Annotated in this window: 14 protein-coding genes and 1 pseudogene; 6 read left to right on the top strand and 9 right to left on the bottom strand. The window is 61.2% G+C overall.

The window, feature by feature from the left end; all coding sequences use genetic code 11:
• Positions 1-177: 177 nt before the first annotated feature.
• From BHC62_RS24055 to ureE, 4 genes are read right to left on the bottom strand one after another with little or no spacing between them, the layout of a single operon-like run.
• Positions 178-750: a HupE/UreJ family protein gene (locus BHC62_RS24055; protein WP_070996402.1), complete on the bottom strand. Its 573-nt coding sequence runs from the start codon at positions 748-750 to the stop codon at positions 178-180.
• Between the two features lie 22 nt (positions 751-772).
• Entirely contained in the window at positions 773-1,387 is a 615-nt protein-coding gene (gene ureG / locus BHC62_RS24060; protein ID WP_029300789.1) for an urease accessory protein UreG, read from the bottom strand.
• Positions 1,388-1,396: 9 nt separating this feature from the next.
• Positions 1,397-2,071 carry an urease accessory protein UreF gene (locus BHC62_RS24065; RefSeq protein ID WP_029300786.1) on the bottom strand — a complete coding sequence of 225 codons (675 nt, stop codon included), beginning with the start codon at positions 2,069-2,071 and terminating at the stop codon, positions 1,397-1,399.
• Positions 2,068-2,568 carry an urease accessory protein UreE gene (ureE, locus tag BHC62_RS24070; RefSeq protein WP_029300785.1) on the bottom strand — a complete coding sequence of 167 codons (501 nt, stop codon included), beginning with the start codon at positions 2,566-2,568 and terminating at the stop codon, positions 2,068-2,070. Before ureE ends, BHC62_RS24065 begins: the two co-directional genes overlap by 4 nt.
• Positions 2,569-2,877: 309 nt before the next feature.
• Here ureE and BHC62_RS24075 point away from each other — a divergent pair, with 309 nt between their 5' ends.
• On the top strand, positions 2,878-3,399 hold the full coding sequence (locus BHC62_RS24075; RefSeq protein WP_029300782.1) for a C40 family peptidase: 522 nt from the start codon (positions 2,878-2,880) through the stop codon (positions 3,397-3,399).
• 4 nt (positions 3,400-3,403) lie between these two features.
• Here the strand turns inward: BHC62_RS24075 and BHC62_RS24080 are convergent, their stop codons facing one another.
• Entirely contained in the window at positions 3,404-4,036 is a 633-nt protein-coding gene (locus tag BHC62_RS24080; protein ID WP_029300780.1) for a TetR family transcriptional regulator, read from the bottom strand.
• Positions 4,037-4,188: 152 nt separating this feature from the next.
• Positions 4,189-4,527, bottom strand: coding sequence for a hypothetical protein (locus tag BHC62_RS24085; RefSeq protein ID WP_029297773.1), 339 nt, complete (start codon positions 4,525-4,527; stop codon positions 4,189-4,191).
• A 368-nt stretch (positions 4,528-4,895) separates the two neighbouring features.
• On the opposite strand from BHC62_RS24085, the gene BHC62_RS24090 reads away from it, so the two are divergent.
• Entirely contained in the window at positions 4,896-6,965 is a 2,070-nt protein-coding gene (locus BHC62_RS24090) for an AsmA family protein (RefSeq protein ID WP_070996403.1), read from the top strand.
• Between the two features lie 124 nt (positions 6,966-7,089).
• On the opposite strand, the gene BHC62_RS24095 is transcribed toward BHC62_RS24090, so the two are convergent.
• Positions 7,090-7,620, bottom strand: coding sequence for a bacterioferritin (locus tag BHC62_RS24095; protein WP_029297770.1), 531 nt, complete (start codon positions 7,618-7,620; stop codon positions 7,090-7,092).
• Between the two features lie 176 nt (positions 7,621-7,796).
• Here BHC62_RS24095 and BHC62_RS24100 point away from each other — a divergent pair, with 176 nt between their 5' ends.
• Complete coding sequence (locus BHC62_RS24100) at positions 7,797-8,687, top strand: triacylglycerol lipase (protein ID WP_070996404.1); 891 nt, start codon at positions 7,797-7,799, stop codon at positions 8,685-8,687.
• Positions 8,688-8,701: 14 nt separating this feature from the next.
• On the opposite strand, the gene BHC62_RS24105 is transcribed toward BHC62_RS24100, so the two are convergent.
• Positions 8,702-9,580: a DMT family transporter gene (locus BHC62_RS24105; RefSeq protein ID WP_029297767.1), complete on the bottom strand. Its 879-nt coding sequence runs from the start codon at positions 9,578-9,580 to the stop codon at positions 8,702-8,704.
• 97 nt (positions 9,581-9,677) lie between these two features.
• Here BHC62_RS24105 and BHC62_RS24110 point away from each other — a divergent pair, with 97 nt between their 5' ends.
• The 3 genes from BHC62_RS24110 to BHC62_RS24120 all read left to right on the top strand — a co-directional run bounded on the left by BHC62_RS24110 (position 9,678) and on the right by BHC62_RS24120 (position 12,029).
• Positions 9,678-10,466, top strand: a complete 789-nt coding sequence (locus tag BHC62_RS24110) for a helix-turn-helix transcriptional regulator (RefSeq protein ID WP_029297765.1) — start codon at positions 9,678-9,680, stop codon at positions 10,464-10,466.
• Between the two features lie 71 nt (positions 10,467-10,537).
• Entirely contained in the window at positions 10,538-10,837 is a 300-nt protein-coding gene (locus BHC62_RS24115; protein ID WP_029297763.1) for a PsiF family protein, read from the top strand.
• 178 nt (positions 10,838-11,015) lie between these two features.
• Positions 11,016-12,029 (top strand): AI-2E family transporter, encoded by a 1,014-nt coding sequence (locus BHC62_RS24120; RefSeq protein WP_029297762.1) that lies wholly within the window; start codon positions 11,016-11,018, stop codon positions 12,027-12,029.
• A gap of 136 nt (positions 12,030-12,165) precedes the next feature.
• Here the strand turns inward: BHC62_RS24120 and BHC62_RS28395 are convergent.
• A pseudogene (locus tag BHC62_RS28395) lies at positions 12,166-12,301 on the bottom strand (heat-shock protein); the annotation flags it as partial.

Raw genomic sequence — 12,301 nt, forward strand, 5'->3', positions numbered from 1 at the left:
GTTTTGCTTACTTTTGCGCTGTTCAAAAGTGAGCCGCTGTAAAAGCGGAACCCATGGCCGCCGTTACCGCAGCAATGGATATGCCCCCTACATCAGCCCAAAACCCGGAGCCCAGAAGTATCAGAGAGTTGTGTAGATACTCATGCTGCGATGAGTGCCTTACAGGCACTGCATGATTCAGCCCGCCAGCAACCAAACCCCAGTCGCCGCCGAAGCCGCCCCCGCCACCCGCACCAGCGGTGCCGCTGCAGCCGGCAGGAACCGCACCAGCGCATAACCGGCCGCGTGCAATACCGCCGTCGCCCCCACGAACCCGGCGGCATACGCCCAAGGGCTGGTCATGTCCGGCAGCTCCAGGCCATGGGCCACACCATGGAACAGGGCAAACACGGCTGTTGCGGCCACGGCCACCGCCACCGGTGGGCGAATCGCCAAGGCCACCGCCAGGCCCAGGGCCAGTACCGACGCGGCAATCCCGCTTTCCAGGGCTGGCAATGCCAATCCTTCAAAACCCAGCATGCCGCCCAGCAGCATGGTGCCGACAAAGGTACACGGCAGCGCCCAGCGCGCCGCGCCTTGTTGCTGCGCCGCCCACAGGCCGACCGCCAGCATCGCCAGCAAATGGTCCAGCCCGCCGAGTGGATGGCTGATACCGGCCACCAGGCCATTGTCGCCATGACCCGGATGGGCAAAGGCCAGGGCCGGGGCCAGCAGCAGGGTGGCGGCGGCAAACAGTTTGTTGAGGCTCATAAACAGCTCCTTGGTAAGGGGATCAGGCTGCGCTCAGCAGGCCTTGGCGTTCGATAAAGGCGACGATTTCTTCGAGGCCGACCCCGGTTTTCTGGTTGCTGAACACGAACGGCTTGCCGCCGCGCATGCGCTGGGTGTCGCTGTTCATCAGTTCCAGCGAGGCGCCGACCAACGGCGCGAGGTCGATCTTGTTGATCACCAGCAGGTCCGACTTGCAGATCCCCGGCCCACCCTTGCGCGGCAGCTTGTCGCCGGCCGACACATCGATCACGTAGATCGTCAGGTCCGACAGTTCGGGGCTGAAGGTGGCCGACAGGTTGTCGCCGCCCGACTCCACCAGAATCAGGTCGAGGCCTGGAAAACGCCGGTTCAACTGGTCTACGGCTTCCAGATTGATCGACGCGTCTTCGCGAATGGCCGTGTGCGGGCAGCCGCCGGTTTCCACGCCGATGATGCGCTCGGGTGCCAGCGCCTGGTTACGCACCAGAAAGTCGGCATCTTCGCGGGTATAGATATCGTTGGTGACTACCGCCAGGTTGTAGCGATCACGCAGGGCCAGGCACAGCGCCAGGGTCAGGGCGGTCTTGCCGGAGCCAACGGGGCCGCCGATACCGACGCGCAGGGGTTGTGTGTTCATGGGGCTCTCCTAGGAACGGAACAGGCGGCTGTACTGGCGCTCGTGGGCCATACATGCCAGGGACAGGCCGAACGCGGCGCTGCCAAAATGATGGGGATCGCGCTGGCGGGCGTCCTGCTGGGCCTGTTGCAGCAACGGCAGCAGTTCGCTGGTCAGGCGTTGGGCGGCTTGCTGGCCCAGGGGCAGGGTTTTCATCAGCACCGCCAATTGGTTTTCCAGCCAGCTCCAGAGCCAGGCGGCCAGGGCATCGTCGGGGCTGATTGCCCAGGCGCGTGCGGCCAGTGCCCAGCCCAGGGCCAGGTGGGGTTCGTGGGTGGCGTCGAGAAAACGGCGGGCCGGCTCATCCAGCTCCGGCAGGCCGCTGAGCAGTTGTTGCAGGGAGTAGCCCATTTGCCGGCTCTCCTGGAACAGCTCGCGGGTTTCGCGGCTGGCGCGGTGTTCTTCACACAGGTGGCGCAGCGCCTCCCAGTCGTGGTCCGCAGCGGCCTGGCAATGGGCAAGCAGCAGCGGCGCTTCGAAACGCGCGAGGTTGAGCAGCAGTTGGTCGCTGATCCAGCGTCGGGCGCTGGCGGCATCGCACACACGGGCATTGTCCACGGCCATTTCCAGGCCCTGGGAGTAGCTATAGCCGCCAATCGGCAGTTGCGGACTGGCCAGACGCAGCAGCGCCCAGGCCGGGTTCACAGGCGCACGCCGAACTGGTGCAGTTTGGGCGGATAGTTGAAGTCTTCATCACCGTGGCGCGAGTGATGATGACCGCCACCATAGGCCCCGTGCTCGGGCTGGAAGGGCGCTTCGAGGGTTTGGGTATGGGCGCCCAGTTGCTCGAGCATGGCCTTGAGCACGTAGTCATCGAGCAGACGCAGCCAGCCGTCACCCACTTGCAATGCTACGTGGCGGTTGCCCAGGTGATAGGCCGCGCGGGTCAACTCGAAGGCGCTGCTGCAGGTGACGTGCAGCAGTTGTTCAGGGCGCGCGCAGACACGTACGACACGTCCGTCCTCGGCCTGTAGGAATTCACCATCATGCAGCGGCGGCTGGCCGCGCTCCAAAAACAGGCCGACGTCTTCGCCCTCGGCACTGAAACAGCGCAGACGGCTTTTGCTGCGGGCTTCGAAGTTCAGCAACAACTCCGCAGCCCAGGTGGATTGGGGCGCAATTTTGCGGTGGATCACCAGCATCGGAAAGCTTCCAGCTATAAGCGTTAAACAGGCTAGAGCAAGGGGCTTGCCAACCAGGCTGGATGTAGGAAAACGCCGTAGGTTCTGGGCGTTACGCCACTAAACGGGGCGAGCGTTCTGGAAGGGGGTGATCCAATTTGGTGCGCGATGGGGTGTGCAAGCACTCGAATTGGGCGATTTGAACGTGGGGTATTTATCGGTGGTGATGTTTGGGATTTGTCCTACGAGAATCTTGGATTTTCCGTTCATCATGCTACGCGTCGTTTTACTAGGATTTCGCCCCGTGTTTAATCCATTGCGACGTTCATCATGTTCAAGTCTTTTTTATGTGTAGTTCTTGTCGGTCTGTTCGGCATCGTTTCATCGGCCTCGGCCAACTTCACCAAGCGCAACAACACTGGCCTGGCCCCGTTCGGCTCTTCGCTGCAGGCCGTGCCGCAACCGACCATCGACAATGTGATCGACCGCGCCCATCAATTGCTGGGCACCGCTTACACCTGGGGCGGTACCTCCCAGGAGCAGGGGTTTGATTGCAGCGGCTTGCTGGTCTATCTGTTCAAGACTGAAGCCAACATCGTCATCCCGCGCACCACGGCAGCGATGCACCGTTCAACGGCGGCGACGATCAAGCGCAACGCACTGCAACCCGGCGATGCGGTGTTTTTCCGGGCCAATGGCAGTGGCCAGGTCGGTCATGTCGGCCTGTATGTGGGGGAGGGTAAATTCATTCACTCGCCACGCAAGGGCAAGAGCGTGCGCATCGACTCGCTGGCCAACAATTACTGGAAGAAGAACTACACCACGGCCAAGCGTTTCCACGCGGTGCGTTGAGCGGCTACTCGGTGCTGCCCAGGCCTTGCCAGTGCTTGAGGCCAATAAAGATAAAGCGCAGTTGCTGGGTGATCTTGGCCTGGGGCGTGAGGTGCGCCGGCAGGGCAGCCGCGGGCGGGTCGATGATGTCGGGCAGGGTGGCGAACACGCTCTTGACGATCAGGTCGGCCATCACATGCAGGCCCTCGGCATCCAGGTGCTGGAGCTTGGGCATCAGCGTCAGGTCGGCCGCCAGGTCCGAGGTGATGTCTTCGCGCAAGGCGCCGATGGCTTGGCGCACGGCCAGGCAGCCGCCGTATTGCTCGCGGGCCAGGAATAAAAACTGCGAACGGTTGGCCGCCACCACATCGAGAAAGATGCGCACTGAGGCATCGATGATGCCACCCATGACAAATTCGTTGTGGCGTACCAGGCGGATGGTGGCGCGAAAGGTCTGGCCGACCTCACTGACGAGCACCAGGCCCAGTTGGTCCATATCGGCAAAGTGACGGTAAAAACCGGTGGGCACGATGCCGGCGCTCTTGGCCACTTCCCGCAGGCTCAGGCTGCCAAACCCTCGGCCACCCTCCATCAGATGGCGGGCTGCGTCCATCAAGGCAAGGCGGGTCTGTTGCTTCTGTTCGGCGCGGGGCAGCATGGGCGGGTGGGCTTTGTAGACAAGGACAGCGACGCACTCTAGCAAAACAACTTTACCGGCGTCGAACTTGAAGCAGGACAAAGGTGGTGCGGATCGTACAAAGTCAAAGCCCGATCTCAGGGGATCGGGCTTTTTTCAGGGCCAGCACCGGCTTAGCTCGTTGCTTTATGCATTTCTTCCAGACGGTCGGAACCGCCTTCGGCGACGAATTCGCGTTGTTGCAGACGGTCCGAGCCACCTTCAACCAGGCCTTTCTGTTCCAGGCGATCACGGCCGCCTTCAGTGACGAATTCGCGTTTTTGCAGACGGTCCGAACCACCTTCAACCAGGCCTTTCTGTTCCAGGCGATCACGACCCCCTTCGGCAACGGTCTGGCCGATGTGCGAAGCGTCAGCCTTGGCTTGTGGGATGGCTTGTTCGGTAGCTGGCAGGGCAAAAGCACTGGTGGCCAGGACAGAGAGTGCAACACTGAGCAGTAATTGGCGTTTCATGATGAGTTGCTCCTTGGGAGGGCGATAAAGTGGGTACGGAGGCAATGCTACTCTCGATATCTCGATATAAAAGTTCATAAACACAATGGTAATAATCAACAGAATTGATTGTTCTGCGCCGAGGCTCTAGATCGCGCCTCTCAAGCACGCGCTTTTGCACCGGGGTGGGTATTTTCGATACGGGCATGGGTAACAACGGTGCGCTGGCCATGAGACAAACTGTCGGATCAGTCAGAAAAAGCGCTTTTCACCGCTAATTGCCATGTGCGGTTAAACCCCCAGGCCATTTGCCAGTCGTAGCCATATAAGCTTTAGTCCTTGCGCGCGTTGCCGGTGGCACGCGCAGCCGTAATCAGGAGCCCTGTGCAATGACGCGCACTCGTAAAATTCTCGCCTGGAGCAGTGCCTGCTTCGTTCTGTTAATCGCCGCCGTGGTGTTGATCCTGGTGTTCTTCGACTGGAACCGGATCAAGCCGCAAATCAATGCCAAGGTCTCTGAAGAGCTGCACCGCGCCTTTGCCATCAATGGCAACCTGGCTGTGGTCTGGCAGCGCGAGCCGGACGAGGGCGGTTGGCGGGCCTGGGTGCCGTGGCCCCATGTGGTGGCCGAGGACCTGAGCCTGGGCAACCCCGAGTGGTCGAAAAAACCGCAGATGGTCACCCTCAAACGCGTCGAACTGCGCATCTCGCCCTTGGCGTTGCTGGCCCAACGCGTGGTGATCCCGCGCATCGACCTGACCGAGCCGAGCGCCCAATTGCAGCGTCTGGCCGATGGTCGCGCCAACTGGACCTTCACCTTTGATCCCAAGGATCCGAATGCCGAACCCTCCAATTGGGTGGTAGACATCGGCGCCATAGGCTTCGATAAAGGCCATGTGACCCTCGACGACCAGACCCTCAAGACCCGTCTCGATGTGCTGATCGACCCCCTGGGCAAGCCGATTGCGTTCAGTGAGATCGTCGGCGAGCGCGATGCTAAAAAAGCCCTGGAGCAGGGCGCCACGCCCCAAGACTATGCGTTTGGCCTCAAGGTCAGCGGCCAGTACCACGGGCAGAAACTGGCGGGTAGCGGCAAGATCGGCGGGTTGCTGGCCCTGCAAGACGCGGCCAAGCCATTCCCCTTGCAGGCCCAGGCGAAGGTCGGTGATACCAGCATCGCCCTGGCCGGCACCCTGACTGACCCCCTGAACCTCGGCGCTCTGGATCTGCGCCTGAAACTGTCCGGCACCAGTCTTGGCAACCTTTACCCCCTGACCGGCGTGACCCTGCCGGACTCGCCGGCCTATTCCACCGATGGTCGCTTGATCGCCAAGTTGCATGAAGCCGGCGGTGCGTCGTTCCGCTATGAAAACTTCAACGGCAAGATCGGCAACAGCGATATCCACGGCGACCTGGCCTATGTCGCCAGCCAGCCACGGCCCAAGCTCAGTGGCGCGCTGGTGTCCAACCAACTGCTGCTGGCCGACCTGGCGCCGCTGATCGGTGCCGACTCCAACGCCAAGCAAAAGGCCCGTGGCGGTGAAAGCAAGCAACCGGCGACCAAAGTGCTGCCGGTGGAGGAGTTCCGCACTGAGCGCTGGCGCGATATGGACGCCGACGTCGAGTTCACCGGCAAGCGCATCGTGCACAGCGCCGAACTGCCCTTTACCGACCTCTACACCCACCTGGTGCTCAACGATGGCCAATTAAGCCTCGAACCCCTGCGCTTCGGCGTGGCCGGTGGGAAGCTCGATGCGCAGATCCGCCTCAATGGCCGCATCACGCCGCTGGAAGGCCGGGCGAAGCTGACGGCGCGCAACTTCAAGCTCAAGCAGCTGTTCCCAACCTTTGAACCGATGAAAACCAGCTTCGGCGAGCTTAACGGCGACGCCGATATCGCCGGGCGCGGCAACTCGGTGGCGGCGCTGTTGGGCAGTGCCAATGGCGATCTGAAAATGCTCATCAACGACGGCGCGATCAGCCGCAGCCTGATGGAAATTGCCGGGTTGAACGTGGGCAACTATGTGATCGGCAAGTTGTTTGGCGACAAGGAAGTGAAGATCAACTGCGCAGCGGCGGACTTCGGGATCAAGACCGGCCTGGCCACCAGCCGGCTGTTTGTGTTCGATACCGAGAACGCGATCATCTACATCGATGGCACCGCGAACATGGCCAGCGAACAACTGGACCTGACCATCACGCCAGAGTCCAAGGGCTTTCGCTTGTTCTCACTGCGTTCGCCGTTGTACGTCAACGGGCCGTTCATCAAGCCCAATGCCGGGGTCAAAACGGTGCCGCTGTTGCTGCGTGGCGCGGGGATGGTGGCGCTGGGTGTGATCGTCGCACCTGCGGCGGGCTTGCTGGCGCTGGTGGCGCCCAGTGGGGATGAGCCGAATCAGTGTGTGCCGTTGTTGCAGCAGATGAAGGAAGGCAAGGCGCCGAAGACTGTGAAGGGCTAACTGACTGAACCACAACCAAATGTAGGAGCTGGCTTGCCTGCGATAGCATCGCCTCGGGTTTACTGAAAAACCGAGGTGCATGCATCGCAGGCAAGCCAGCTCCTACATTGGTTTGTAGTGTGGCTTACAGGTCTTTGAGAATGTCCGCCATATCGTCAGCGTGCTCTTCTTCCTGGGCCAGGATGTCTTCAAAGATCCGGCGGGTGGTTGGGTCTTTCTCGCCGATGTACTGAATGATCTCGCGGTAGCTGTCCACTGCGATGCGCTCGGCCACCAGGTCTTCGTAGACCATTTCCTTCAAGGTCTTGCCGGCCACGTATTGTGCATGGGAATTCTTGGACAGCAGGTCCGGATTGAACTCCGGCTCGCCGCCCAGTTGTACGATGCGTTCGGCGAGTTTGTCGGCGTGTTCCAGTTCCTGGTTGGCGTGCTCCAGGAACTCATCGGCAGCCACGCTGGCTTTCAGGCCGCTGGCCATGAAGTAGTGGCGCTTGTAGCGCAAGACGCAGACCAGTTCGGTGGCCAGCGACTCATTGAGCAGGCGCAGGATCTCTTCGCGGTCGGCACTGTAGCCTTCTGTCACTGCGCCGTTTTCCACATTCTTGCGCGCACGTTCGCGAAGGGTGCTTACGTCAGACAAATGCATGTCGGTCATTTCAATCTCCTGAGGCTAATCCGGTTTTGCGCCACACTCTGGTGGTGTGATCGCTCAAAGTTGTGAGTGCTGCGCGGCGCAAAAAGTTTTATCGGATGTTGCCGGCTGTCATATCGATTACCCAGGAGCTGGTCTACGATCAGCTCAGTCGCCCCTTTTCAAGGATGTTCGCCGCCATGGCGCAGACATTGGCTACACGTTATCCCCTGGTGTTGGTGCCGGGCATGCTCGGGTTTGTAAGGCTGGTGCTGTACCCCTACTGGTACGGCATCGTCCCGGCCTTGCGTGCCGGTGGGGCGCAGGTGTTTGCGGTGCAGGTGGCGCCGCTCAACTCCAGTGAGGTGCGCGGCGAGCAGTTGCTGGTGCAGATCGAGCAGATACGCCGCCAGACCGGCGCCGACAAGGTCAACCTGATCGGCCACAGCCAGGGTTCGCTCACCGCCCGTTACGCGGCGGCCAAACGTCCGGAATGGGTGGCTTCGGTCACTTCGGTGGCCGGGCCCAACCACGGGTCGGAACTGGCGGACTACCTGCACACCCATTACCCGGCCGACAGCGCCAAGGGCCGCATCATGAGTACGCTATTGCGCCTGGTGGGCGTGGTGATGGGCCTGCTCGAAACCGGCTATCGCGGCCCGCGCTTTGCCGCGGATATCCATGCCTCCCATCAATCCCTGACCAGCGCGGGGGTGGCGCTGTTCAATCGCCAATACCCCCAAGGCCTGCCACACACCTGGGGCGGGCAGGGCGCCGAGGAAGTGAACGGTGTGCGCTTTTACTCCTGGTCTGGCACCCTGCAGCCGGGCAAGACCGATCGCGGGCGCAACCTGCTGGACGGCACAAACCGCAGTTGCCGGCTGTTTGCGCGGACCTTCGTCAAGGAGAAGGGCCAGTGCGATGGCATGGTCGGGCGCTACAGCTCACACCTGGGTACGGTGATCGGCGATGACTATGCGCTGGACCATTTCGATATCGTCAACCAGTCCCTGGGCCTGGTGGGCAAGGGCGCCGAGCCCGTTCGGCTATTTGTCGAACATGCGCAGCGGTTGAAGGCGGCCGGGGTCTAGGCGGTAGCAATCGGTCAGGCGACGCGCCTGACCGGTGTCGTCCACCGCTCCGACAGAATCACCCCACCCAACGTCAACACACCCCCCACCAGGTGATACAGCGCCAACTGCTCCTTGAGCACCACCGCTGCAATCAGTGCGGTGATCAACGGCAGCAGATTGAAAAACAGCGTGGTCCGGCTCGGTCCCAGGTTTTTCACCGAATGCATCCACGCCAGTGGCGCGATCATCGAGGCCAGCAGGCAGGCATACACCACCAGGCCAATATTCGACGGGCCCAGGCCGACCTTGTCCGAGGCCAGGAACAGCGGAAACAGCACCACCACCGCCACCAGCACCTGCAAATACAGCAGCACCAACGGTGGCAGGCGCAGCTGCCATTTCTTCAGCAGGGTGCTGTAGATCGCATAGGCCAGGGTGGCTACCAGCATCATCGCGTCGCCCAGGTTCACCCCGTGTTGCAGCAACGCGCCGAGGCTGCCGGACGAGACGACCACCGCGACCCCGGCAAACGACAGTACCGCACCGGTCAGGGCGCCAAAGGTCAGGCGCTGGCCGAGGCTGATAATGGCCGCGGTCAGGGCCATCAACGGCATCAGCGACAGGATGATCCCCATATTGGTGGCGCTGGTCAGGCTCGCGGCGTAGTACGCCAGGCTCTGGTAGACCGCCATGCCGAGCACGCCAAGCACGGCGATCTTGCCCAGGTTGGGGCGGATCAGCGCCCAGTTGGCGATGACCGGCTTGAGCATGAACGGGGTAAACAGGATGGCAGCCAGCAGCCAGCGATAAAAGCCGATCTCGGCCGGGAAAATCGAACCCACGGCGAGTTTGTTGACCACGGTATTGCCGGCCCAGATAAAGATGGCCAGCAGCGGATAAGCGTATTGCATTGCAAGGAACCAGGAACGTTAGTGAAGGCTGATTATCCTTTGTCTGGATCGAAGCCTATACTTCGATCCGGCCAAGCCACCTTTGGATCCAGACAACATGTCCCAGACCTACATCAACCTGCCCGATTTCGAAGTGCTGCCGGCCCCGGTGTACTTTCGCTATTCGGAATTTGCCGCCGATAGCCGCGCCTCCAGCCATCAGCATGCCTGGGGCTCGCTGGATTATTCGGCCCGTGGCGTGATGCGCTTTGAAGTGGGCGGCAACCGGTTTATGTCGCCACCGCAATACGCGGTGTGGATCCCGCCCAACACCCAGCACAGTTCCTACAACGCCCAGGCGATTGTCTACCGCTCGGTGTACCTGGCGCCGTCTTTGTGCGAGCAATTGCCCTCGCAGCCCTGCACCCTGACCATCAGCAACATCCTCAAGGCCATCCTCAGTGACTTTGCCGAGCGCGATGTCAACATCCCCGCCAACGAGGCCGACGTGCGCCTGGCCCAAGTGCTGGTGGACCAACTCCGGCAGGCGCCGGTGCATGATTGTTTCCTGCCCTATGCCAGCAGTCCCGGCCTGCTCAGCGTGCTTGAAGGCATGCAGGTGGATCCTGGAGACAACCGCGCGCTGGCGCAGTGGGCACAGCAGGTGCACGTCAGCGAACGCACCCTGGCCCGGCAATTTGCGCGGGAACTGGGCATGAGTTTTGGCGAATGGCGCCAGCGCCTGCGCTTTCTTGCGGCCATCGAAGCCCTGGAAAGCAGCCGCAGCGTGCAGGAAGTGGCCTTTGACCTGGGCTACAGCACCGCCTCGGCGTTTATTGCGATGTTCCAGCGCCAGGCCGGCAGCACACCGGAGCAGTATCGGCGGACGAATCTACGTAGCAGGTGAAGGTGTAACAGGCTTTGTCTACACTGCAGGGGAGGCCGCGCCCCTCGGCGTGGTAACAGGGAGAAAACTCCATGAAGATGTTGCGTATTCCGTTGTTGATGATCGGTCTGCTGCTCTGTTCCCAAGGGTTTGCGGCCACTGCCCAGCAAAACAAAATGACCACCTGCAACGCCGAAGCCACCACCAAGACCTTGAAGGGCGACGAGCGTAAGGCCTTCATGAAAACCTGCCTCTCGGCCCCGGCAGCCAACGACGCCAAGACCCTGACCCCGCAGCAGCAAAAAATGAAGGACTGCAACGCGTCGGCGAAAACCAAGGCGTTGACTGGCGATGCGCGTAAAACCTTTATGAGCACCTGCCTGAAGAATTAATAGCCCCGGACTACCTAAGGCTGCGACACTCGCACAGCCCTTACACCTGTAGGAGCGAGCTTGCTCGCGAAGAACGTGAACGGTATCGCGCTCATCCTGAATGCACGCGTTGCCCGTGAGTTTTTCGCGGGCAAGCCCGCTCCTACATGTCCTTTAACGCCGTTCGTTTAGAGGCTGTATGCCAACGTTTTCTTCGCGTCATGTGTTGTTGCTGGCCAGCTACATCATCATCTTCGGCGGGTTGCTGCTGGTCCTGCCGTTAAAACTGCTGCCTAGCCTGTTGGCCGGCCTGTTGGTTTTCGAACTGGTCAACATGCTCACTCCACAGCTGCAACGCCTGATCGAAGGCCGCCGCGCGCGTTGGCTGGCGGTGGCATTGCTCGGTACCGTGATTGTCAGCGTGCTGACCCTGATCTTCGCCGGCGCTATCAGCTTTTTGCTGCACGAAGCGGAAAACCCCGGGGCCTCCCTGGATAAATTCATGGGCGTGGTCGACCGCGCGCGCGGCCAGTTGCCGCCGTTCCTCGACGCCTACCTGCCGGCCAGCGCCGCCGAGTTTCGCGTAGCCATCGGCGAATGGTTGAGCAAGCACCTGAGCGACCTGCAACTGGTGGGCAAGGACGCGGCGCATATGTTCGTGACCCTGCTGATCGGCATGGTCCTGGGGGCAATCATCGCCCTGCAGCGGGTCCCCGACCTGACCAAACGCAAACCCCTGGCCGCCGCGCTGTTCGACCGCCTGCACCTGCTGGTCCAGGCTTTTCGCAACATCGTTTTCGCGCAAATCAAAATCGCTGCCCTCAACACCGTGTTCACCGGGATATTCCTCGCGGTGGTGCTGCCGTTGGCGGGGATCCATCTGCCGCTGACCAAGACCCTGATCGTCCTCACATTCTTGCTGGGCCTGCTGCCGGTGATCGGCAACCTGATGTCCAACACCCTGATCACTATCGTCGCGTTGTCGATGTCGATCTGGGTGGCGGTGGCGGCGCTGGGTTATCTGATCGTGATCCACAAGGTCGAGTACTTCCTCAACGCACGCATCGTCGGCGGGCAGATCAGTGCCAAGTCGTGGGAGTTGCTGTTGGCGATGTTGGTATTTGAAGCCGCATTCGGCCTGCCGGGCGTGGTGGCGGGGCCGATCTACTATGCGTATTTGAAGAGTGAGTTGAAGCTGGGCGGGATGGTCTGAGGGTTCAGGGTGCCTGGACTGGCCCTTTCGCGAGCAAGCCCGCTCCCACATTTGGACTGCATTCCCCAGGCGGAACTCGATCTAAATGTGGGAGCGGGCTTGCTCGCGAAGGCCGCACCACGGTCTTAACTAAAGATCAGTAGCCGTAACGCTTACTGGCCTCAATCGCCAACCCGCTACCAATGCTGCCGAAGATGTTGCCTTCTACATGTTGGGCATTGGGCAGCATCGCCGAAATGCTCTGGCGCAGGGCCGGGATGCCGCTGGAGCCG

The sequence above is a fragment of the Pseudomonas sp. 06C 126 genome (assembly GCF_001855215.1).
Classification (GTDB): Bacteria; Pseudomonadota; Gammaproteobacteria; order Pseudomonadales; family Pseudomonadaceae; genus Aquipseudomonas; species Aquipseudomonas proteolytica.

Bases quoted from the DNA above. Each gene is read 5' to 3' on its own strand.
- BHC62_RS24055 (WP_070996402.1), bottom strand. From the start codon at position 750: ATGAGCCTCAACAAACTGTTTGCCGCCGCCACCCTGCTGCTGGCCCCG.
- ureG (WP_029300789.1), bottom strand. From the start codon at position 1,387: ATGAACACACAACCCCTGCGCGTCGGTATCGGCGGCCCCGTTGGCTCC.
- ureE (WP_029300785.1), bottom strand. From the start codon at position 2,568: ATGCTGGTGATCCACCGCAAAATTGCGCCCCAATCCACCTGGGCTGCG.
- BHC62_RS24075 (WP_029300782.1), top strand. From the start codon at position 2,878: ATGTTCAAGTCTTTTTTATGTGTAGTTCTTGTCGGTCTGTTCGGCATC.
- BHC62_RS24080 (WP_029300780.1), bottom strand. From the start codon at position 4,036: ATGCTGCCCCGCGCCGAACAGAAGCAACAGACCCGCCTTGCCTTGATG.
- BHC62_RS24085 (WP_029297773.1), bottom strand. From the start codon at position 4,527: ATGAAACGCCAATTACTGCTCAGTGTTGCACTCTCTGTCCTGGCCACC.
- BHC62_RS24090 (WP_070996403.1), top strand. From the start codon at position 4,896: ATGACGCGCACTCGTAAAATTCTCGCCTGGAGCAGTGCCTGCTTCGTT.
- BHC62_RS24095 (WP_029297770.1), bottom strand. From the start codon at position 7,620: ATGACCGACATGCATTTGTCTGACGTAAGCACCCTTCGCGAACGTGCG.
- BHC62_RS24100 (WP_070996404.1), top strand. From the start codon at position 7,797: ATGGCGCAGACATTGGCTACACGTTATCCCCTGGTGTTGGTGCCGGGC.
- BHC62_RS24105 (WP_029297767.1), bottom strand. From the start codon at position 9,580: ATGCAATACGCTTATCCGCTGCTGGCCATCTTTATCTGGGCCGGCAAT.
- BHC62_RS24110 (WP_029297765.1), top strand. From the start codon at position 9,678: ATGTCCCAGACCTACATCAACCTGCCCGATTTCGAAGTGCTGCCGGCC.
- BHC62_RS24115 (WP_029297763.1), top strand. From the start codon at position 10,538: ATGAAGATGTTGCGTATTCCGTTGTTGATGATCGGTCTGCTGCTCTGT.
- BHC62_RS24120 (WP_029297762.1), top strand. From the start codon at position 11,016: ATGCCAACGTTTTCTTCGCGTCATGTGTTGTTGCTGGCCAGCTACATC.